Origin of the sequence: Sulfuricurvum sp. (assembly GCF_041651515.1) — a bacterium.
Lineage (GTDB): Bacteria > Campylobacterota > Campylobacteria > Campylobacterales > Sulfurimonadaceae > Sulfuricurvum.
This window is the reverse complement of sequence record NZ_JBAZJF010000005.1, coordinates 109,266-132,254: the sequence shown is the minus strand read 5'-3', so window position 1 is coordinate 132,254 and position 22,989 is coordinate 109,266. Positions and strand designations below refer to the sequence as shown.

Annotated in this window: 23 protein-coding genes and 1 tRNA gene; 21 read left to right on the top strand and 3 right to left on the bottom strand. The window is 39.0% G+C overall.

The genetic code is table 11. The features are described from left to right. From WC407_RS10840 to WC407_RS10795, 10 genes are all read left to right on the top strand, one after another. Positions 1 to 1,287: a M99 family carboxypeptidase catalytic domain-containing protein gene (locus WC407_RS10840; protein ID WP_373022681.1), complete on the top strand. Its 1,287-nt coding sequence runs from the start codon at positions 1 to 3 to the stop codon at positions 1,285 to 1,287. Positions 1,288 to 1,295: 8 nt separating this feature from the next. Further along, on the top strand, positions 1,296 to 2,834 hold the full coding sequence (locus WC407_RS10835) for a hypothetical protein (protein WP_373022680.1): 1,539 nt from the start codon (positions 1,296 to 1,298) through the stop codon (positions 2,832 to 2,834). Continuing rightward, positions 2,831 to 3,466, top strand: a complete 636-nt coding sequence (locus tag WC407_RS10830) for a hypothetical protein (RefSeq protein WP_373022679.1) — start codon at positions 2,831 to 2,833, stop codon at positions 3,464 to 3,466. The genes WC407_RS10835 and WC407_RS10830 overlap by 4 nt, the downstream gene beginning before the upstream one ends. Then, positions 3,463 to 3,963 carry a hypothetical protein gene (locus WC407_RS10825; protein WP_373022678.1) on the top strand — a complete coding sequence of 167 codons (501 nt, stop codon included), beginning with the start codon at positions 3,463 to 3,465 and terminating at the stop codon, positions 3,961 to 3,963. Before WC407_RS10830 ends, WC407_RS10825 begins: the two co-directional genes overlap by 4 nt. A 9-nt stretch (positions 3,964 to 3,972) precedes the next feature. Beyond that, entirely contained in the window at positions 3,973 to 5,589 is a 1,617-nt protein-coding gene (gene mshL, locus WC407_RS10820) for a pilus (MSHA type) biogenesis protein MshL (protein ID WP_373022677.1), read from the top strand. Between the two features lie 138 nt (positions 5,590 to 5,727). After that, positions 5,728 to 6,405 carry an AAA family ATPase gene (locus WC407_RS10815; protein WP_373022676.1) on the top strand — a complete coding sequence of 226 codons (678 nt, stop codon included), beginning with the start codon at positions 5,728 to 5,730 and terminating at the stop codon, positions 6,403 to 6,405. Then, positions 6,398 to 7,156, top strand: coding sequence for a hypothetical protein (locus WC407_RS10810; RefSeq protein ID WP_373022675.1), 759 nt, complete (start codon positions 6,398 to 6,400; stop codon positions 7,154 to 7,156). Before WC407_RS10815 ends, WC407_RS10810 begins: the two co-directional genes overlap by 8 nt. Continuing rightward, positions 7,153 to 7,692 (top strand): hypothetical protein, encoded by a 540-nt coding sequence (locus tag WC407_RS10805; protein ID WP_373022674.1) that lies wholly within the window; start codon positions 7,153 to 7,155, stop codon positions 7,690 to 7,692. The genes WC407_RS10810 and WC407_RS10805 overlap by 4 nt, the downstream gene beginning before the upstream one ends. A 14-nt stretch (positions 7,693 to 7,706) precedes the next feature. After that, entirely contained in the window at positions 7,707 to 9,443 is a 1,737-nt protein-coding gene (locus WC407_RS10800) for a GspE/PulE family protein (protein ID WP_373022673.1), read from the top strand. Then, positions 9,440 to 10,687, top strand: coding sequence for a type II secretion system F family protein (locus WC407_RS10795; protein ID WP_373022672.1), 1,248 nt, complete (start codon positions 9,440 to 9,442; stop codon positions 10,685 to 10,687). Before WC407_RS10800 ends, WC407_RS10795 begins: the two co-directional genes overlap by 4 nt. An 18-nt stretch (positions 10,688 to 10,705) precedes the next feature. On the opposite strand, the gene WC407_RS10790 is transcribed toward WC407_RS10795, so the two are convergent. Together WC407_RS10790 and fliW are read right to left on the bottom strand one after the other, a co-directional pair. Beyond that, positions 10,706 to 12,784 carry an ATP-dependent helicase gene (locus tag WC407_RS10790; RefSeq protein WP_373022671.1) on the bottom strand — a complete coding sequence of 693 codons (2,079 nt, stop codon included), beginning with the start codon at positions 12,782 to 12,784 and terminating at the stop codon, positions 10,706 to 10,708. Between the two features lie 32 nt (positions 12,785 to 12,816). Next, a complete protein-coding gene (fliW, locus tag WC407_RS10785) occupies positions 12,817 to 13,200 on the bottom strand; it encodes a flagellar assembly protein FliW (RefSeq protein ID WP_373022670.1) in 384 nt (127 codons plus the stop codon). Positions 13,201 to 13,384: 184 nt separating this feature from the next. Between fliW and WC407_RS10780 the strand changes: the two genes are divergently transcribed. After that, entirely contained in the window at positions 13,385 to 16,003 is a 2,619-nt protein-coding gene (locus WC407_RS10780; protein ID WP_373022669.1) for a valine--tRNA ligase, read from the top strand. A 1-nt stretch (position 16,004) separates the two neighbouring features. After that, complete coding sequence (locus WC407_RS10775; RefSeq protein ID WP_373022668.1) at positions 16,005 to 16,406, top strand: hypothetical protein; 402 nt, start codon at positions 16,005 to 16,007, stop codon at positions 16,404 to 16,406. On the opposite strand, the gene WC407_RS10770 is transcribed toward WC407_RS10775, so the two are convergent. Beyond that, complete coding sequence (locus WC407_RS10770; protein WP_373022667.1) at positions 16,403 to 16,969, bottom strand: YceI family protein; 567 nt, start codon at positions 16,967 to 16,969, stop codon at positions 16,403 to 16,405. The genes WC407_RS10775 and WC407_RS10770 overlap by 4 nt on opposite strands. Before the next feature lie 128 nt (positions 16,970 to 17,097). On the opposite strand from WC407_RS10770, the gene pyrF reads away from it, so the two are divergent. From pyrF to WC407_RS10725, 9 genes are all read left to right on the top strand, one after another. Next, positions 17,098 to 17,781, top strand: a complete 684-nt coding sequence (pyrF, locus tag WC407_RS10765) for an orotidine-5'-phosphate decarboxylase (protein ID WP_373022666.1) — start codon at positions 17,098 to 17,100, stop codon at positions 17,779 to 17,781. Positions 17,782 to 17,840: 59 nt separating this feature from the next. Further along, entirely contained in the window at positions 17,841 to 18,560 is a 720-nt protein-coding gene (locus WC407_RS10760; protein ID WP_373022665.1) for a hypothetical protein, read from the top strand. 58 nt (positions 18,561 to 18,618) lie between these two features. Continuing rightward, a complete protein-coding gene (locus WC407_RS10755) occupies positions 18,619 to 18,765 on the top strand; it encodes a hypothetical protein (protein WP_373022664.1) in 147 nt (48 codons plus the stop codon). Positions 18,766 to 18,837: 72 nt separating this feature from the next. Further along, a tRNA-Ser gene (locus tag WC407_RS10750) sits at positions 18,838 to 18,927 on the top strand. Positions 18,928 to 19,127: 200 nt separating this feature from the next. Continuing rightward, on the top strand, positions 19,128 to 20,384 hold the full coding sequence (locus WC407_RS10745; RefSeq protein WP_373022663.1) for a tyrosine-type recombinase/integrase: 1,257 nt from the start codon (positions 19,128 to 19,130) through the stop codon (positions 20,382 to 20,384). A 2-nt stretch (positions 20,385 to 20,386) separates the two neighbouring features. Further along, positions 20,387 to 21,289, top strand: coding sequence for a hypothetical protein (locus WC407_RS10740; protein WP_373022662.1), 903 nt, complete (start codon positions 20,387 to 20,389; stop codon positions 21,287 to 21,289). A gap of 138 nt (positions 21,290 to 21,427) precedes the next feature. Further along, positions 21,428 to 21,607, top strand: a complete 180-nt coding sequence (locus WC407_RS10735) for a helix-turn-helix transcriptional regulator (RefSeq protein WP_373022661.1) — start codon at positions 21,428 to 21,430, stop codon at positions 21,605 to 21,607. Continuing rightward, entirely contained in the window at positions 21,607 to 21,885 is a 279-nt protein-coding gene (locus tag WC407_RS10730) for a hypothetical protein (RefSeq protein WP_373022660.1), read from the top strand. Before WC407_RS10735 ends, WC407_RS10730 begins: the two co-directional genes overlap by 1 nt. A 7-nt stretch (positions 21,886 to 21,892) precedes the next feature. Next, entirely contained in the window at positions 21,893 to 22,723 is an 831-nt protein-coding gene (locus WC407_RS10725; RefSeq protein ID WP_373022659.1) for a hypothetical protein, read from the top strand. Positions 22,724 to 22,989 lie beyond the last annotated feature (266 nt).

The window sequence follows — 22,989 nt, the reverse complement described above, 5'->3', positions numbered from 1 at the left end:
ATGCGATTAATATTTTTACTGCTCACATTTCCATTTATCGTTTTGCATGCCCTCTCTTTCTCTATTGTCAAAAAAGAGACCGACCAAACACCAACACTTTTAGTAATTGGAGGTATTCACGGTAATGAACCCGGAAGCTATTTTGCAACTGCATTATTAGCCCAATATTACACCATTACAAAAGGGAATCTCTGGGTTATACCAAACCTAAATCGTGAAAGTATTCAACATGATAGCCGTGGAATACATGGGGATATGAATCGAAAGTTTGCCGAGATCAGTTCAAACGATCCTGATATCAAAATTGTTAACGATATTAAGCAGATTATTACCGATCCTAAAGTTGGCTTAATTTTAAACTTGCATGATGGACATGGTTTTTATCGTAAAGAGTATGAAAATACAATTTTTAATCCTACAGCATGGGGACAAACGTGTGTTATTGATCAAGGCTCTCTGGATACTGAACACCCTTATGGTAAATTAGATGAAATCGCCTCGCAAGTACGTCTTGAAGTCAATAACGGACTGATAGAAAATCATCATTTGTTCGATGTACGAAATACTAATACACGATTTGATGATGAAGAGATGAAGCACTCTTTAACTTACTTTGCTATTACTCATAATAAACCGGCATTCGCGATTGAAACAAGTAAAAATCTTCCTACCCTCCATCAGAAGGTTTTTTATCAGCTTCGTGCAATCGAATGCTATATGAAAATTATGGGAATCCAGTTTGAACGCTCATTTGAACTCAACCCTGATACGGTCCAAAGTCTCCTAGCACTTCATGGTAACGTAATTATAAACAACAATTTCTATCTAACTTTAGAAGATTTAAAAAACAGTTTAAGTTTGATTCCGCTACAATCAAATCAGAACGAGTTTAAGTTTTCCCACCCATTGGGAAGCGTTCAAAAAAACAAAGGTATGTATGATCTCTTTATTGGTCATAAAAAAATAGGTTCTTTGCTCCCAAATTATTGCGAAAAAGGGCTTTATTCCGAAAAAATAACTGTAATTGCAGACGGTGAACAAAAGAAAGTTACCTTTGCTACAGATTTTTTTGTAACTGCCGATTTTAAGATTGTAAACAATGATCCCAACATGCGGGTCAATATCATAGGGTATACTCAAAGAGGAATATCAGATGAGAGTAATCGTAAAATAAGTTTAAAAGATTTAGATTCAAAATATTCGGTGGATCGCTCGTCAAAAAGTTACCGAATAGAGTTTTACTGCAAAAAGCATTTTTGCGGCATGATTCTTGTACATTTTAAATAGGATATAGGATGAGTAAAAGCAAACAGCAAACATATTCAACCATTGTATCGGCGAATCCCTATAAAGGGGATTATTATGTTGGTACCTTTAACACAATCACTCAAAGTACTTCTCCTTCATTTTCAAAAGAACAATATGCTATTTCATTTCTAAATACCAAAGGATTTATTTCTACCCTAATCGGTATTAGTAAAAATGTCCCTGATGACGACGTATATGATGCATTAGAAAACAAAGTATATGAAGAACTTGCTCTAGACATGGCAGTCGAGTATCACATAAGATATATTGAAGCGATTCATAAAAGCACAGAAGGAGACCGTTATTTTCACGTTTTTGTTGTTGATCCGCTAACTTTAGAGCAAGAATTTGCACAGAATATTACAGCAATTAAATACATTGATCAGATTATTCCAGTTCCACTGCTTTTAAAATCTCTTTACGTCAAGGAACTCATAGAGTCATCTGACATCCACTGCTTTATCTATTTTCAAGAAAATGATGCATTTTTTTCAATCTACAATGAGCAAGAATTTATCTACGCTAAATCTCTTAAATACTCCCTCAAACAAATGCATGAGCGATTTTGTGAATTACTGGGTGAACAAATAGATTTAGCAAACTTTGAAGATATTTTAGCAACTGAAGGGCTAAATACACAAAACAGCGAATACCAAAAAAATCTCATAAAGCTCTTTGGCGAAATATTTTTACATGTCAATGATGTTATGACATATGCAAAAAGAGCATTTGATATCAAAAAATTTGATCAAATCTTCATTGGTACCGGTACTGGAAATGTCATTGGTCTTGACGAATATGCACAAACATACTTGGGGTTAAAAGCCACACCGTTCGACTTTAATTATGGTTTTAATACCAATGGTGTTAATGTTGATCAAATTCACCAACTTATGCACTTGTATGGAAGACTTGAATCAAACGAACGTTACGAATGTAATTTTACAATTTTCCATCGTCCGCCCCCTTTTGCCAAACGAGATAGCGGGAAATTAATTCTTGTTACTGCCGCGGCACTCGCAGGTGCACTTCTATATCCTGGTACCTATTGGGGGCTCTCCTATATTGAAGAGTTTCATCATGCAGTATTAACCAAAGAGTATGAGCAAGTTCATATTGAAAAAACAACTCGTGAAGCAACCATAAACCTTAAAATAGCTAATAAAAATGCCGCTCAAACTTTATTAGATGAACAAAAATCATCCTATAAACAAAAACAAGACACACTTATTCAGGTTCATGATAAGAAAGTCAAATATCCAATGAAAGCAAAAATAATGGCTGACTTTACCCGAAGTTTTAACCAATATCATGTTCAATTAAAAACAGCCGGATATAGTGAAGATGTAAATAATAGTAAAATGTTTATTTTTGGACTAACCTCTTCCAAAACACAAGACATTACGGCATTACTTAAGCATTTAACTGATATTAAACGGGATCAATATAATTTTAGCCTTGAGATGATTTCATACAATGATGATGAAAAATCCTATCGTAGTGAATTAAAGGCGGTACTCAAATGAAACTGCAAATTGAAGATTATCTCTACTCTTTAGATCAATCGCTCGCTTTAAAAAGCGAACGCGATAAAATGATGCTTTTCGTTATGATATTTGCCTCTTTATTTGCCTTTTCCTATCTCCTATTTTGGGAAAGTGCCGAAACAAGTTTTAATGAATCACACACAAAAGCTGTCAAAGTTGAAAATGAGCTCAGTGCAGACAAGGGATATTTAAATGCCAATCCACCTGAACGAATTGCTCAAATTGAGCAAGAAACGGTAGCAATAGGACATCAGCATGAGCTCTATATCCAATATAATACTTATATCAAAGAGCAGTTGGAACAAATTTCCTCTCTTTACTATGATGAAAAGGTTTGGGGCGCTTATTTAGACTCTGTTTCTCGTTATGCTCGCGCATACAATGTTAAATTATCTAAGTTTGGCAATACATTACAAGCGGATAATATTTCTTTTGGTCATGTCCTTGATATAACCATTTCTTCAGAAGCACCGTATAAAAATACGTTGAAATTCATAAATGCGTTAGAGCAAAGCTTTTTAGTAGTAGATTTGCACAACTTTAATCTAACGGCCGAAGAAAAGCTCAAAGGCGATCTTAATATTTCAGTATGGGGGATCGTAAGACAATGAAATTATTGCTAACACTTATATTCGTTAATCTTGCTGCTTTACATGCGGCTTTCCCAACTGCACCTCTTCCGATCACGACCAATGAAACTGTCCGTGTTATACACTCGGAAGGGGACAAAGAACTTACTTGGGTTGATGAGCACATACGAGCTATCCTTCCATCACGGGTAGGTATATCTGATGCATTTATCGGATCATTAGTTGATCCTATGAAAATGAAAAAGGTAGCTTCCAGTACTTTATTAGCTCCACCTAAACTTGGAAGCATTAATACATTGTCATTACCAAAAATTGTTGAGGAGCCTTTACGCTTGCAAGCTCTCATTAATAAATCTGCCTTAATTAATGGCAAATGGTATAAATTAAGTGATCCGATTCGTTCATATGTCCTATCTGAGATTAAACCCAATTCGGTTTTACTTATCGGGAAAAAAGAACAAAAGCTTGTTTTGTTTCTCAACAAGCAAAACAGTAATATTAAAATCACCACAAAATAGGAAAGTATCATGACATCTGTAATTAAACACCATGCACGCGCGTTTATTCTATCCGTTGCAACGGCTGCTCTTTTGGCACCTTCTGTTCATGCTGATTGTACCTATGAGCTTTTCAATATTGCGTCAGTCAAAGGAACCACAATAGGGGACTTTATTGATCAGCTGAGCGAGGAGTGTGGTATGAGTATTATCATTGCCGATCCTGAAGCTGAAAAAACTCTAGCCAAGCCAATGAATAAAACATTTTTGAAGAATCTAACGATTAACGAAGTGCTTGACCTGATCATCAAAGAAAACAATCTTCAATATACGCTCCAAAATAATATTTTAAAAGTGAGCTATCTCCAAACTAAGACTTACAACCTTGATTACATTATCTCTGAGCGTAAAGGATCGGGAAGTACCGATATTGTCTTATCCTCATCAAATAAAAGTTCAAAAAGCACTAATCAAACAGCGATGGTCGCAGGAGGCGCGGCAACCAGTACAACAGGTGGTGCGATGGGAGCAACTCGCCAGACCGGATCTCAATCAGGTATGAAAATCACTTCTATAGATGAAGTTCAGTTTTGGGATACATTATCGAATGAGCTTGAGAATATCTTAAATCGCCCCGAGGATACCTATAAGACGCAAACCCCTATCATTAATAAAAATGCAGGTATGGTCACAGTAACAGCAACGGGAACTCAAATTCAACGATTAGATCAATACCTCAAAGATTTACAAAAGAAAATGCAATATCAAGTCTTAATAGACGTCCAAATGTACAGCGTAAGTCTAAACAATGGTTCCACAACAGGTATCGATTGGTCACAAATTTATGCATTGCAAAATATTAAACTTAATTTTGATCTTGCAAACCAAAATAATGTCAGCCCATTCACTCCTACCATGTCGACAAGTACTACAAGTACGTTTGGTACCATCGGAGGCATTGCAGCAGGGGCTTCAACAGCCAAACTTTTCCAAATGAGTGGTGGTGGAAGTCTTAATCAAGTCATTAATTTTCTAAAAACACAAGGAAATGTTAATGCCTTATCGAATCCAAAGATTTTAACCTTGAATAATCAACCTGCCTTGATTACTGTCGGTACTGAACTTTTTTATAAAATACAAAATGTTACAACACTGGGGGGAGTTTCTGCGGGAACTTCCAATACAGTAACAGACAATGTCATTGATTCTGTATTTTCTGGAATTCTTTTGGATATTACCCCTGAAATTTCGGATGACAATACTATTACCCTCAAAATAAACCCATCTATTTCAGAAGCGGGTTCAGATGTTGTTAGAGCATCGGATGGTACTCGTTCTGTGCCACCCGATTTAACACGTCGTCAGCTTTCATCTGTTATAACTGTAAAAGATGGAAGTCGTGTTATCTTGGGAGGTCTTATCAATACTAAAATGGTTGATAATGGTAATAAAATACCTCTTCTTGGAGATATTCCAGGGATTGGATACCTTTTCAAAACCGAAGGAAAAAGCAAACTTACGGAAGAATTGGTCGTTATTATAGAACCACATATTATCAAAAAAGAAGGCAGTGATCTATCATTATCCAATCTTGGTTATTCACGCCTTGATGAGGAAGTAGATTCCGTTAAAAAATCAGCTCACTAAATAAAAATGGAAAATAGCCTTTTTTCAAAGCCACGTGATCTATTTTTGGATATAGTCAATCCTAAAGACTATATTCAAATTGATAGTGTCTCACATATGTATCAGTCTCTAAAAACCTCGGTACAAAAACCCCTGAAAATGATACTTTTATACGGCAGACCTGGAACCGGCAAAAGTATGCTATTGCACAAGCTCCATCATGACCTCTCTAAGCACCAGAAGGTTTTTATGATATCAACTCCTATCGTTGATGAAGATGATTTTTTACGTGTCCTAGCACAAAATATTTTTGGCCATGCTCCACGAGAAGTAATGACGCTTAATCGTTTTTTAGAGCTTTCAGATGCCCTTTCACTACCCATCATACCCATCGTATTACTTGATGAAGCACAGCTTTACAGTGCTTCTTTGATGGAAAAAATACGACTTATATCGGATGCACGCGCTATTAAATTTGTTATTACACTCCATAAAACCGATAAAGAAGATGTTATCGCAAAAGAACATTTTCAAACGCGTATTTGGGAAAGTATTGAACTTCAAAATGCTTCCCATGAGGAGTTAAAGGTTTACATTCAAAAAAAACTTTTAAAGTTCAATTGTTTTGATGTTGCAAATATGTTTAATGATAAAAATGTTAAATTGATTTCAACACTGACTAAAGGAAATTACAGAGAAACCAATAAGCTTCTTTACTCTCTTTTTACCCTTTACTGTTGGTATGAAGAAAATCATCCACAAGCAATTAATTACAATTCCCTCAAAGCTAAATGGATTGAAATGGCCGCAATCCATACAGGACTTATTCGTGCTTGATATTCATAATCTAGAACGTCGCTGGCTAAAATATAAGATTAAAACATTTTTTCCAGTTATCATAACTGTCATTTTAGTGATACTGTTACTTATTGGAATAGTTATATTTTGGCCTAAGAATAAAATCACTACAGTACCGGTACCATCATTACCAAAGAATTCAAAATCAGTTGTGCCATTGCCAAAAGAAGTTTCACCATCGGTAGGCAACAGCATGTTGCTTGAGCCTTCTATGGAATTTATTCATTCTTTAAGTGAATCTTCTAGTGCTATCGCCTCCGTACCGGAATCCGGCCAAATTAAAAATATACCCAGTAGCCAAAAAACGACTGCCCCTCAATTGCCACCTCCAACAGCTAAAATGCTTGATGTCACCAAACTTCCGCCATTACCCAAAACACAGATACCTCTCTCTAGTAATAAAACATTATCTATAAACCGTAATGAATCTGCTCTCGATATTACAGAGTTAGAACAAAGATTCAAAGAAACATCAAATTCAAATCTCGGTCTCTTTATTGCTCGTTACTATTATGATCACGGTAACTATTCCGAATCGTACAACTATGCACTAAAAACCAATGCTGTCAATAGCCATATCGAAGAGAGTTGGATTATTTTTTCAAAATCTTTAATAAAACTTGGCAAAATTGATCAAGCAAAAAAAACCTTACAACTTTATATTACACAATCAGGATCTGAAACAGCAAAAAGCTTGCTTGAAAATATAGAAAAGGGAAATTTTAAGTGAAATTTATTGTAGTATTCTTCATACTTTTTTCTACTCTCTATGCGGATATGACTGAAAAACTTTTCGAGTTTTATCAACAAGGGATGTATAATAGAGGGTGTGAAGCTGGAGAAAAATATTTCCAAGCTCACCAGAAAGATGAAACCTATGTTTCTCTCTATGCTTTTTCTTGCCTAAAAGATGATCGGATAGATTCTTTAGCACTCCCTATTACACTGCTTAATACAAGCGTAGAAGCACGCTCTAATGCCGCTTATTTTACCTTACTTATAATGCAAAAGAAACTCTTAATACAGTCATTGTATGATAATAAACCTCTTTACAATTTAAAATTTCCAACCAGTTCTCATCTACTTTCAAGAATTTTTGATCTCTATCTCAAAAATCCGGAAGTAGGAGAATTGATTAAAGAATATCAAGATCCTGCCAATCCTAGGCAAACTTATAAGCTCTATACAACCCTAAAAAACGGACGCAAAACCATTGCTATAGATGAATACTATGATAAAATATTAACTTTACATCACGTGTATTAATAAAGGATTTTGATATGGACCGTATCACCCATGATTTACTTGAAAAACGCCATATCTCTCAACAACAAATTGATCGTCTCACTTCCCGTGGCGTCCAAGATGATACCATCTTAGAAACGCTAACCAAAGTTGGTGCAATTTCCCTTAATTTTATTAAACGCTTTGTTGTTGAACAAATTCGACTGGGTCGTTATGAACTCTCAATTATAAAAAACTACCATTTTTTAGATGAAACCTCTATCCTTACACATTTAGCAGAAGTAATTGAAGTACCTTTTATTGATCTGGACTCATTGGATATGGATTACAGATTAGTAGAAAAAATTCCAACCACTCAGTTAAAACGCTTCAATGCACTCCCTATCTCCCAAGATGATATGTATGTGGTGGTTGCATTTGCTGATCCCCTTAACATAGAAGCGCAAGAATCTATTCAACGTCTTTTTCCTCGGAAAGCACTTAAAATTGCAGTTGCAACCGAAAAACAAATACAAGCCTACCTTTTTAAAATAGAGCTCAAAGACAGCGTAAAAGAGCTTGTAACCAATATCCGCAATGAACTTCGTAATATTGGTACGATTGAAGAGCAACAAGAGGCTTCGTCTATTTTACAGCTTATTGATGTCATTCTAAAAGCATGTATCAAAGGGCGTGCCAGTGATATTCATATTGAACCTACAGAAAAAAACTGTGTTGTACGTGGACGGATAGATGGTAAATTAACAGAAGTTTTTATCTTCGACCGCGATATTTATCCACCTTTAGCTTCGCGTATCAAACTTCTAGCCAATTTGGATATAGCGGAACGTCGTAAACCTCAAGACGGTCGTTTTTCTGCCATAGTAATGGATGCTGAATTTGATTTTCGTCTCTCAACCCTTCCTATTATTTACGGTGAATCAATCGTTATGCGTATTTTGGACAAAACAAAAGCCCTCGTAAAACTTGAAGATTCCGGTATGGACACACAAAGTTATCAAAAGTTAATCAAAGGGCTACAATCCCCCTTCGGTATCATCCTCGTAACCGGACCTACCGGAAGTGGTAAAACGACAACGCTGTATGGATCGTTGAATGAATTACGCAATGTTGAAGATAAAGTAATTACAGTTGAAGATCCCGTAGAGTACCGAATGAATCTCATCCAACAAGTGCAAGTCAATCCAAAAGTCGGCCTCTCTTTTGCTGATGCGCTACGATCCATTTTACGTCAAGATCCTGATAAAATCATGATTGGGGAAATTCGTGATCATGAAACATTGGAAATCGCAATCAAAGCTGCTCTAACCGGGCATTTGGTCATTTCTACCCTGCATACCAATGATGCCATCAGTGCTATCCCTCGTATGGCCGATATGGGAATTGAACCTTATCTTATAAGTGGAGCCCTTGTTGCAGTGCAAGCACAACGACTGATCCGTCGTATTTGTACACATTGTAAAAAAGAGGTCGATATTCCACTTAATATATTACAAGAATACAGTACTTACATCCCACCTCATACGGTATTTTATGAAGGGGCAGGATGTAAAGAGTGCAATGGAAGTGGCTACATGGGTCGTGAAATGATTTGTGAAGTATTACCTATCACTGAGGGATTGGCAAGTATGATAGCACGTGGTGTATCCAAAGATGAACTTCTAAAACAAGCCAAAAACGAAGGTTTTATTGGTATGTTTGAAAACGGGATGGCCAAAGCAGTTCAGGGAGTAACGACGTTAGATGAAATTTTAAGGGTGGCAAAAGGATGAAATATTTTGTAGCAACAATACTTACAAAAGGGAAAAAGCACGATCAAGGTTTTTATGCCGAAAGTAAAAAAGAGGCCCATTATTTAGCTAAAATAAAATACAGTGGAATGGTCCTAAAAGTTACTGAAGCTTCTCCTCCGCTTGAAGATCAACTTCGCCGATTAAAAGAAAGTATATTTTCCAATGTAAAAAAACGCAAATTGAAACCCGATGGCCTTATTGCTTCAATCCGCCAACTTGCTGTAATGGCGAACGCCGGGATTTCTATTCACGATTCATTACGAGAAATCGCAGATGCTACAACGGATCAAACGCTGCAAATTGTACTTGGAACAATGGCAGATGATATTAATGCTGGACATAGCCTATCCCAATCAGCACATAAATTCAGCTTTGAATTAGGAAACTTATCCTTAGCAATGATCGAACTGGGGGAAAAAACCGGAAATATGGCGGAAGCTCTTCACAAATTGGCAAATATGCTCGAAGAAATTCGCCGCAATATTATAAAGTTCAAAAAAGCTATGGCATACCCTCGAAACGTCATGATTGCTATGGCTATCGCATTTACCGTCTTGATCTCCTACGTAGTACCACAGTTTAAAGCCATTTTTGAGCAGCTGCACGCTGAATTACCGCTACCAACAAAAATTCTCCTCTTTTTAGAACATTTATTTAATACGTACGGGTTATACGTTGTTGGCGCTATTTTCATATTTATTTTTGTATTCAAATATATGCTTAATCATTCCCGTGATTTTAGATACAAATGGCATCAGTTCCTACTACGCCTATACCTTATTAAAAATATTATAATGTATTCAACACTCAATCGCTTTACCCTTGTTTTTTCAGAACTTATTCGTGCCGGTATTCCTATCGCTGAAGCGTTAGAAACGTCCATTGCCATGATCGATAATCTTCCCTTACAAGAGCGTCTTCTCACTGTACGGGCTACCGTGGAAAAAGGAGGATCTCTTCACAGTGGTTTAGCCGAAACGAAATTGTTTGAAAACATGATTATTCAAATGATTTCTGCAGGTGAATCAAGTGGCCAACTCGATTCAATGATGGAAAAAGTTATGGAATACTATAAAATGCGTTTTGATGCCATTATTGACGGTCTCTCTGAAGCTGTCGAGCCAATAATGCTATTTCTTATTGCCTGTATGGTAATTCTCTTAGCACTAGGAATTTTTTTACCGATGTGGGATATGGGAAATGCTGTCAACGGGCGCCACTAAAGAAAAGGAAAGAGGAGGCTATACCTCTTCATTCGCTTCTTTAGCTACTAAATTATTATAGACTTCATCTTTTGGAATCAATCCCGTCTCATATAAAAATTGAGACGGAATGAAATTGGTTTTTTTAATCTTATCATACTTCGCATAGCTCAGTAAAAGACGATCTTTTGCACGAGTGACGGCAACATAAAATAGCCGACGTTCTTCTTCAATACTTCCGCTGCGAGACATCAGTTTACGGTTTGGAAATCGCCCGTCCATCAAATCGATGACATAAACCTCTTGGTATTCCAAGCCTTTGGAGGCATGAATACTAAGTAAATGAACCCCCTCTCCTTGCGTCAAATCCTGAGATCCTAAAACCATCGCATTTAAAAAACGTTCATGATCTTTGTAGGGACGCGAAAGTTCAAATAATATCGTACATTTTCTCCGAATACGTTCTTGGGACTCCTGCTTGGCTTTTTCGTCCACATTACCATTTTCATTCATCGCACGGCGGTGTGAAAGATGTTCAATGACATGTCCGTATAGTGCAGAAAGGGCAATTTTTTGAACGGCTTCTTTGGGTGTTTTTAACTCTCGTAATTGCCGAAACAAAATAAATAAATCATGTAAAAAAATAGCTGAGTCTTTAGTCAATTTCGCATGTTTCAAAATAACATTTCCCATAAAATTTGGGTCTAATCCAAGTTTTGCAAACCGCCCTGCACTCCCCATTTCTGCATAATCATCAAACAGCCCTAACTGATGATTTAATCGCCGCTTCTCAAAAGGGCTGGAAATGGATGAATCAGGAGTATACAATCCGCGTAGAAAGGATCCATTTCCTAGCTTCTGCAAAGCAACAAACAACTCTTTGGCAACAGCACTTCCAACCCCTTTTGCATAATCAAACAGATGAATAAATGCCATCATATCCGACTCATTCACCAAAAGAGTATAGATATCCAACAATGCTTTAATCTCTTTGGAGTCAAAAAAACTTGTCCCTCCTCGTCTACGGCATGGGATTCCTATTTCACGAAGAGTTGCTTCAATCCCATCGGCTGAAGCGTTATTACGAAAAATCACAGCAATCTCTTCACGCGGCGTTGCAGAATCCCCAATTAATTGCGCTATTCCATGGTACTGATCGAATAACTCATCATAAATAAGTAATCTTGGGCTTTGGGCTTCATGTTCACGAGTCACTTCCAAGGCTTTAGGATAAATTCGCTCGTTATAAGCAATAACCGTATTGGCTAATGAGAGAATAGGTATGGTTGAACGATAGTTTTTGTTGAGAGTATATACTTTCGCATCCGGATAAATTTTATCAAAAGAACCGATAATGGAAATATCCGCACCGTTAAAAGCATAAATACTCTGATCATAATCCCCAACACAAAATAGGGAAGGAGGTCTCATAGCATCAATGAGAGTCCCCTGCAAGGCATTCGTGTCTTGATACTCATCAATCAATACTTCTTTGTATCCTAAATCATTCTGAGATGCCAACTTACGCATCAAGAGCAATAAATCATTGAAATTGACAAAACCATACTCTTTTTTAAGGGCTTCAAACTCATCAATAATATCAGCATATATAGCGGCATATACCGCATGTTCGTCTTTACGCGTTTTAATCCACTCTTCAAACGTGATCGTTAATTCCGTATTTTGATAAAAAGAGTATTCATCATAAAGATAATTTGCTCCATAAGCAGCTGTCGCACAATCTAGGTGGGAAAAAGTCCGTTTTTCATAAACACTGCGAAAAAGTGTTTTTAGTTCTCTTGGTTGTTTAAGAACTACCTTTCCCTCTTTGCGCTTCAGCCATCGATAGCTCACCGCATGAAACGTACCCGCATCAATTTTGGAGGCAATCTCACGACCGAAAAATGCCGCTACCCGCTCCACCATCTCTTGCGCGGCTTTATTGGTAAAGGTTAAAAGTAAAATTTCTTCAGGATTTACGTTTAGTGAAAGCAGATAAGCGATACGTCCGACAATCGTCGAAGTTTTACCGGTACCGGCAGAAGCAATAATAAGATTGCGTCCATACGGAGCAGTAGCAGCAGTGTATTGCTGATCATTGAGGCGCGAAAGTGGCAAGAGGCTCCTTAAAGCCCCAAGCTAGGAGCCGTTTATGACTTAAATTTTTTGATTGGCTCTGCCAAACCAAAATCCGGATGGTCTACAGCGCTCAATACCGCTTGAGCTGCAGTTGCATTATCTTGATTAAAAATAAGTGGAGCAAGGAAATTAATACATGACTCATCGAGCGGATTTTGAACAACAACGACATTATATACAAGGACGTTTGAAGTTTCATTAATATCCAGTAAAACACGGATAGATAGAGGTACATCAAAAGAATACTCGCGCAATAAGTACGGATTGACAAGGGTAAAACTTACACCTGAATCGTTACAACTTTTTAAAGTTGAAAATAGATCATCTACTTCGATCAATTCCACTTTAGTAATTTGATCAAATCCCAGTATCTCCGATTTAATTTCGTATTGCATTTAATTATCCTTTAATCAAGATGTTTCTGCATTATATCATAAATAATTTTTTATATTAAATTTAATTATTATTTAATAAATAAATGCGTTTTTAGCAAAACAATAATACCATATAATCATAACAAATAGCGTTCCTCTTTAGTTTTGGTATAATTCGCGAATATTTTCCGATCAAGGCCTATTTATGTCCGCTACCCACTATGACCCAAAAAATATCGAAGAGAGCTTTTACCCTATCTGGGAAAATCGAGGACTTTTTGAAGTAGACGGTAACAAAGCCATCTCCAAAGAGGGGAAACATTTTTCCATAATGATGCCTCCTCCCAATGTTACCGGCCGTTTACATATCGGTCATGCCCTCACATTTACCCTGCAAGACATTATTGTCCGCTACAAACGGATGGACGGCTATGTGACTCTCTGGCAACCGGGGACTGACCATGCCGGTATTGCGACTCAAAATGTTGTCGAAAAGCAGCTCCTTGTCGAAGGCTCAACCAAAGAAGAGCTCGGTCGCGAAGCCTTTTTAGAACGGGTCTGGAAATGGAAAGAAGAGAGCGGCGAGATTATGGTCGGACAACTCAGAAAACTCGGTGTTTCCCCCGCATGGAGCCGTGAACGTTTTACGATGGATGAAGGGCTAAAATCCTCTGTCAAAGAAGCCTTTGTCCACCTCTATAACCAAAATCTGATCGTCCGAGGCAACTATATGGTCAACTGGTGTACGCATGACGGCGCACTCAGCGATATCGAAGTGGAACACGAAGAGCATCAAGGCAACTTCTACCACATGCGCTACCCATTCAGTGACGAAAGCGGTCATATCGTGGTCGCAACAACCCGCCCGGAGACCTATTTTGGAGATACCGCGATCATGGTTCATCCCGATGATGAGCGTTACTTCCACCTCATCGGTAAAAGTGTCACACTCCCTCTCATTAACCGTGATATCAAAATCATTGCAGACAGCCACGTTGATCGTGAGTTTGGAACGGGAGTCGTCAAAGTTACACCTGCACACGACACAAACGACTATGAAGTGGGCAAGCGTCACGATCTTGAATTTATAACCGTTTTCGATGAAAAAGGAATACTGAATCACCACGCCGGCGAATTTGAGGGATTAGAGCGTCTCGAAGCACGCGCCGTGATCGTCAAACGTCTCGAAGAGGCCGGATTCATCGAAAAAATCGAAGAGCATATTCATCAAGTGGGGCATTGTTACCGCTGTAAAAATATTGTAGAACCCTATATTTCGAAACAATGGTTCGTTCGTAAAGAGGTAGCGCGCGGTTCGATCGATAAAACCAATGACGGTCTAACGCAGTTTTTTCCGCCTCACTGGATTAACAGCTACAATTCATGGATGGGTGAACTGCGCGACTGGTGTATCTCCCGTCAACTCTGGTGGGGACACCGTATTCCGGTATTTTACTGCAATGATTGTGGCCACGAGTGGGCAAGCTTGGATGAACACCCTGAGAATTGTCCGCATTGTGCAAGTAAAAACTTCACTCAAGATCCTGATGTCCTCGATACGTGGTTCAGTTCTGCTCTCTGGCCGTTTTCAACCCTCGGATGGGGTAACGGCGATACTGCATTGGATCAACTCTTCCAAAGTGAAGATATGGCCAAGTTTTATCCCAATACCCTCCTGATTACTGGATTTGATATCCTTTTCTTCTGGGTTGCACGGATGATGATGATGGGAGAAAGTTTTACAGGCGAATTGCCGTTTAAACATATCTATCTTCATGCATTAGTACGCGATGAGCACGGACAAAAAATGTCAAAATCCAAGGGAAATGTTATCGATCCACTCGATATGATCGAAAAATACAGTACCGATGCACTGCGCTTTACTTTAGCCGTCCTTGCGGTTCAGGGACGTGATATCCGCCTCAGCAACGATCGTTTGGAACAAAGCCGTAACTTTACCAATAAGCTCTTCAATGCCTCTAAATTTTTGCAAATGAACATGAGCACATTCAAAGATTTAAACGATCAAGAGATCAGCACTCCATTAGGTCGCTATATGCTCTCACGTTTCCGTCGTGCGACGGCAGAGACCAGAGCATTTTTGGATGAATACCGTTTTAACGATGCAGCAACCGTACTCTACCGCTTCTTATGGAACGAGTTCTGCGATTGGGGTATTGAGCTTGGAAAAGCCTCTAAAGAGAGCGTGGATGAGTTAGGAAGTATCTTTAAAGAGTCAATGAAGCTCCTCCACCCGTTTATGCCATTCATCACTGAATATCTCTATCATGAGCTTTCAGGGACGACCCTTGAAGAGAGCAATTCTATTATGGTAATGTCGTATCCGGAAGATGTAACCGTTGATGAGGCTATCGAAGCGGAATTTGCCATCATTATGGATGCCATCGTGACAATCCGCCGCGCCAAGACTCTCGTCGATTTAGGGAACCAAAAAATCGACCTCGCTTACCTAAAATGCAGTGGTGATCACTCCATGATGGCTCCGTTTATCGCCCGTCTAGCCAAAGTGGAAACGCTCCATTTTACCGATACTAAAATTGACAATGCGATCAGCGACATCGGAGAATCGGTCGAGGTTTATCTTCCGACCGAGGCAATCGATCTTAGCCCGATCATCGATCGATTGAGCAAACAGCGTGAAAAACTTCAAAAAGAGGCCGATAAACTCAAAGGGATGCTCTCCAATGAACGTTTCGTCGCCAATGCTCCGGAATCGGTTATTATACAAAACCGTGAAGGTTTAGCCGATGCAGAGGATAAAATATCCAAAATCGACGCTCAACTCGGCGCATTAGGGAATTAATATGCAATTTCGGGAGCTTTCATCTTCCGAGCTGAATGAGGGGTATACCCTCCTCACAACCCTCCGCATTGAACTCACATCCGATCAGTTCGAGACATTTATCACCTCCCACTATCCAAAAGATTATCGTCCGATCGGTGCCTATGAACGTGGAGAACTGCGTATCTACGCAGGAGTAAGTATACGTGAGAACTTAGAGTATGGACGGCATCTTATCGTAGATGATTTTGTGGCAGATAAGGGATATGAGCACCTCAGCCGAGAAATGGTGGATTATTTAGGCGATTACGCAAAAATGTATAAATGTAAATTTCTTTTCTTCTTTGGAAAACATCAAGGGCTGAGCATAGGAGATTTGGAGGGGTTCCGCCCCAAAAGGGACGGATTTATACGAACGCTTTAACTCTCTATCCCCTCGATTTCCACAACAAGTTTTACCTCATCCCCGACAACAACACCACCCGCTTCAATCGCTTTATTCCAATTCAAACCAAAATCTTTACGACTAATGGAACCGGTAAGGACAAAACCTGAGCGAACATTACCCCATGGATCGGTTACAACTCCCCCCATATCGATATTCAACACCACTTTTTTCGTTACCCCGCGAATCGTCAAGTTACCTGTCATTTTCGTCTTGGTAGCACTTGTCATTGTAAACGTAATCTCTCCGAAGTTTGCGGCATCAAAGAAATCGGCACTCCGTAAATGATCATCGCGTTTAGCAATTCCGGTATCAACCGAAGCGGTTTTGATTTGGCCGCTAAGCGATTTAAATAATCCTTTATCCAAATCATATGTCCCGCTGAATTCACCAAACTTTCCGCTTACCGTACTAATCATCATATGCTTGACATTAAATCCGACCGTCGTGTGCGCAGGGTCAACTTTGTACACTGCCGCCGATGCACAACTTGAGCCAATTAATAATCCGGCTAAAACCGTAACTATAAAATTCTTCTTCATAGAATATCCTTTGAGGAGTTAATATTTGAACATTGTAAGGTGTTTTTCTCAATGAATTATTAACATAAAAATAATGAGCAATAAATTTAAGCTTTGTTATACTTTTACACTCCCTTTAAAGGCCTTATATGCAATTATGTGTCGCTCTTGATCTCCCTTCACAAGAAGAGAATCTAGCCCTTATTGAAAAAATAAAAAATTATCCCGTGTGGCTCAAAGTGGGTTTACGCTCGTATATCCGCGATGGCAAACCTTTCATCGATGCGATCAAAACGATCAACCCTGAATTTAAAATCTTCCTTGATCTCAAACTTTATGATATCCCCAATACGATGGCGGATGCCGCTGAATCAATCATGAGCCTCGGAGTCGATATGTTTAATGTGCATGCTTCGGCCGGGCGTAAAGCAATGCGTGAAGTAATGAAACGGCTCGAACCGTATGAAAATCGTCCCCTAGTCCTCGCCGTAACTGCCCTAACCTCATTCGAAGAGGGTGAATTCAGACACGTCTATGGAGAGACCATAGCATCAAAAGCTGACCGCTTTGCGCAAGATGCGCATGAAGCAGGATTGGATGGTGTCGTTTGCAGTGCCTATGAAAGTGCTTCTATTAAATCACTGACCGCAGATTCTTTCATCACCCTCACCCCCGGAATACGCCCTTTTGGTGAAGATGCCGGAGACCAAGAGCGTGTTGCCACTATAGAAACTGCACATACTGAAAAGGTGGATTTTATCGTCGTAGGACGTCCGATCTATAAAGCAGAAAATCCGGCTCAAGTGGTGGAAAAAATCCTAAAAAACCTCTAATTTATCCGTAATAAAAAGGTAATTTTTTTTGATTAGACTTCCAAAAAAGGAGCTCTGAGATGAAAAAGTTTTTACTGCTTATCCCGATGGGACTTTTAGCTGCGACGGGTATTTTTTGGGTTACAACCGAAAAAGGAATCCCGAAAAATGCTCAAGCCTCTGCGGTACAGATACCTATGGGAGAGCGAGAGCTTTTTGCGCAAAGCGAACACTCTCTCCGTCAAATTGTTTGGCACGGCGATGAAAAATCGGTTCTCTTGCTGCGTACCTCGTTAGACACTATGAAAACAAAACTTGCAGCCTATAAAAAGCAAGGATTTGGAACCACCAAACTTGAACATATCCTCTCACTGTACCAAGAAGACTCTGCGCTTTTAAGCGAAAAGTTTGTCCCTCTCTTAAGCCGCTTACATCAATGTGATCAATTTGAGCAGTCACATGAAGAACCTTTTATTATCTCCATCGACCAAATCGGTCTGTATGAACTTAAATCGGCATATCACAATCTGGATTTGATGCGAAAGAACTACGTTAAAGAGCCTACGGATACCGCTAAAGTAGCTTATGAAACAGAATATGCACGGATTCGTGGCATCATTAGCGAACTCTATCTAGACACCGCTATTGAAAAACCGCTCTTTACCTATCTAGATAATCACAAAAATTATTTTGATGCTATAACTGAAACGTATAAGGATATCGGATATGAACGGATCAACCGTTTACGCACCAATGCCTATGCTATCAAAAGCGAACTCCAACTTTTACCTTCTATCTAAAACAATACATTTGGAATACTCCTTGCTTAAACAGAGCAAATATTTGCGAGGAGCCTTCATGAAATTTTTAGAAAAAATCGAGCTTGTTGTCAAACTCAAAGAGAAAATTGCGGAAGCAAAAGCCACTAATGACGCACTTGCCGACCAATTACAAGCCCTTTTAGATCAAATTCTCACCACACCTAAAAATTCTCCAGCGATTTAAGCTTATGCAAGCACCGATTTAAGGTGCTTGTTATGTACACCTGCTTATAATTACGCCCTCTTTAACATAACTGGACGAGTAGGAAAGCGGCTGAATCCACCTCCCTGCTAAGGAGACGTACTGGCAACGGTACCGAGAGTTCGAATCTCTCCTCGTCCGCCACCACATCAAATCAATCCCCTCTAATACAATCCAAAAAGACAACTACAAACCCCTTAAATAGGCAATTTTAACGCTATTTAGCCTCTAATACGTATTTATCTGATACAACAACATCCACATTATTAATGTACTTTTTAATGTACTTTCGTATAATGTACCTCATCAATACCTAAAAAAGGTACATTAATTAGGGGTACATTATGGCGAATAGACAGGTTACACCGCTCACCGATACGGCTATAAAGAACGCTAAACCCAAAGAAAAAGAATACACCCTACCCGATGGAAACGGCTTACAGCTCAACATCAAACCCGACGGGCGCAAAGTTTGGGAGATACGCTACACCGTCGAGGGCAAAGCGAAAAAAACAACGGGGGGAGCCTACCCCGCCACGTCATTATCAAAAGCAAGAGCGAAGCGTGACGAACTCAAAGCGAAAGTTATAAACGGTATCGACCCGATCAGGGAGAAGCAAGAGCTTAAAGAACAAAAGCGTATTCAAGAGGAAGAAGCCAAAGCCGAAACCGTCGTATTATTAAACACCTTTGAAAAAGTATCACGGGAATTTATCGACAGTATCACGGGCGAACTTGTACCCCGCTATCACTCTCTTAAACTCGCACGACTTGAAAATCATATCTTCCCCTACATAGGAGATAAACCGATCAACGACGTAACCCGTATGATGATAATCGAGTGTTTGGATAGATTGAAGTTAGCGAACAAAGCCGATACCGCACTAAGAACCCTTAATATTATCTCCCAAGTGTACCGCTATGCCGTAACCCGTGAAATCACCCCTCATAACATCACCGCCGATATTGATAAACGCTTTGTAATCGGAAAAATAGAACGTACCAATATGCCGACGATCACCGACCCTAAAAAGGTAGGAATACTGTTAAATGCAATAGACGATTACCACGGCGAAATAATCGTTAAGAGTGCTTTACAATTAGCGACCCTCACGGCTCAACGCCCTTATAATATCCGCTTTGCAGAATGGGAGGAGTTTGATTTAGAAAAAGATGAGTGGATTATCCCCGCTGAAAAAATGAAGATGAAACGCCCCCATATCGTACCGATAACGAAGCAAGTAAAAAAAGTGATTGAAGCACTACGCCCACACACTCAACACAAAAGTAAATATTTGTTTCACTCTCTCCATACTGCCATTAAACCTATCAGCGAAAATACTATGAACCAAGCACTAAGACGTTTAGGCTATGCAAAAGAGGAAATTGTATCCCACGGGTTTAGAGCGATGTTTAGCACCATAGCGAACGAGAACATAACCGTACACGGATACCACACGGACGTAATAGAGCGATGTTTGGCTCACGTCGAGAGTAACAAGGTTAAAGGGGCTTACAATCATGCTCAATACTCCGAAGAACGCTTAGGACTTATGCAATGGTGGGCGGATTATCTCGATGAGGTAAAGGGGAGTAAATAAAAATGGCACGACCTACTAAAGAAGAAATTGCAAAAAGAATAGAAATAGAAAAGTGTTTCCGAAGGGATGCACCTTTCTACATTGAATTTGAAGAAGAGGGTAATAAAACAGAAAATGAATATGGACATGATTGTTTTGTTGGCTATCCGTTTGCAAGTCATTGTGAATGGAGAGATGAAAATTTTCAAGGCATAATCGATCACATAGGAAAAAACTATAACTTAGGATTAGAACGTGAATCAGGGTTGTTCGGCCCTTATTATTGCGAAAACTACCTTGTAGAAAAAGTCAGACAGATCGGTTTCAAGCTTGATGATCAAGCACTTATTGAGAAACAAAACGATTATTACGATCTAAGCTCTGCAGAGAAAGAGCAACTTAAGAAGGAATGGGAGGAAGCTAATCATTTCAGTGGCCATGATACCCATAATTTACCTATTTTCATACCTGATTATCAAAGCTTTATGAACCATCTACCGAGAAAATCAGCATTGGTTCAGATAGATTTCACTAAACCGCTTGAAGAGATAATTGCCATCGTATCGACGCTAAAGAACCGTTTCGATAAAAATCATTCCATTATTCAAAGTCTTGATGAATACTTGGGTATCAGTCCTATCCGTGAACCATATAAATGCGATATCACACAATGCGATATTTACAAGCATAAAAGTCCAAAGCCTTTGGCAGGTCGATTAGCAGATGTGCTTTTCATTTATGACTGTAATCGATTAAGATTGACACAAGAATATGTGATGCATGAAATCGATCGGTATTGGAATGAGGTTAAAAATATCCACAGAGAGAAGATCAGCAAAAACACATATACAGAATATTTGAAATTTGCCAAAGATCAGATTGATGGTCGAGGCTATGAACATTTTTTAACTGGTGTCAAAGAATAATACTCCCAATACACCATCAATTCCATAAAGGGGGTTATTAACCCCCCAATAAGAAACGTCTATTATCACTCCCTCTAATACGAAATAATACTCTCCGAACTTAGCGCGTTAAGTATCTCACTCCATAGGGGTACTTAAATGGAAAATCAATACCTACGAGACAAAGAGGCATCACAATATTTAGGTGTGGCTAAATCTACAATTTGGCTATTCAGTAAGCAAGGGAAAATCAAAGCAATCAAGTTAAGCGACCGTGTGACGGTGTGGGCGAAGTCCGATTTAGATGCGTTTATCGCTTCACGTATGGCGGTGGCGTAATGGATAAGTTCTTTAAAAAACAACTTGACGTTTGGACACTTGAGAAAATCAAATCAAACCCTCAAAAGTTTGGTAGTGATAATAGTAACGCAAATATCATGCACGAATACGCAAACGAGTTTCATGCAGACAGTCACGTAATGCAGTTAGAGCCGAGATTTTATAGTGTTCTTTCAACGGTAAGCAGAATTAAAAATCAGCTACTCGAAGATAACCCACAATATGATTGTAGAAAAAAGTACAAGCCAAAGAAGCGAAAAACGGATGAGGTACATTAGTATTATTATGCCCGTTACAGAGTGGGAGCGATGGGGGAGAGTGTTACAGCTCCCCTCGTATCAACGAACACTTACAAGTCACACGGGCAATAAAATCCAAGTGGCTTATGAATTAAAGTACAAGCCGACTAAATCGAATGATTGGTATTTTATCGCGGATATACAAAGAATGTATCAAGCAATGATTAGCGCGGTTACGTTTGACGATCACCTCATCATAGAGGGCGATGGATGGGAGAGTAACGGAACGGCTTACACGCTCCAAGAGCTAAAAGTATTCCCGACCGATGAGAGAGCCTATCCCGTGATTATTCGATGGGCTACAAGTAAAAAGACATTTAGAAGTAAAGCGTTTACTTATGCCAAGCGTTTGAAGTATGAGGGGCTTTTGTGTTATCCGTCTATGATGGGAGCATTATCGGCAATGAACTCCAAAATGAAGAAAACGGAACAGCACAAAGTAAGAACACTGCAACGCCTCACAAATGATATTTTGGCTCAATCCGATCAATGGGATACCAAACTACCAAAAGAGGCGTTAAGAGCAGTTAGAAGCGATTTAGGAAAGCAAAGAGCCGAACAGCTCCAAGCCCAAAAACAAGATCGAGTTATTCAGATCAAAGAGGCTATAAACAAAGGAGACTTCACCAAACCAAACGGAGAGATTAACAAAACAAAGTTAGCCGATTATTTGAACGTAGACAGACGGACAATATTTACTTTGCTCCCTCTTGTAATGGCGATGATGATCGTTATTTTATGGATTAGACCCGCGTGTGATTTTCCCTCATTATTCCCTTACTCTTTAGGGGGTAGTGAGAGAGGGGCTACCATTTAGCAAAGTCTATTTTCCCACTTTTTAAACAAAACCCAAAAGATAGGGATTTATAAGAGGTGGTGAAGATAGCGAATTTAGAGTATCTCTTTAGCAAAGTCTAATTTCCCACTTTTGCTTATTTCCCACTTTTTAACTACTTATTGCTTCAATATCAAATGAAACAAAAAGGACACACTTAAACCCCGCAATTACCGTACTTTGCAGACAAAAGGAAACACCAAATGAACGGCAAGATTACGGCAAGGAAACAACGAGATTTTAACGAG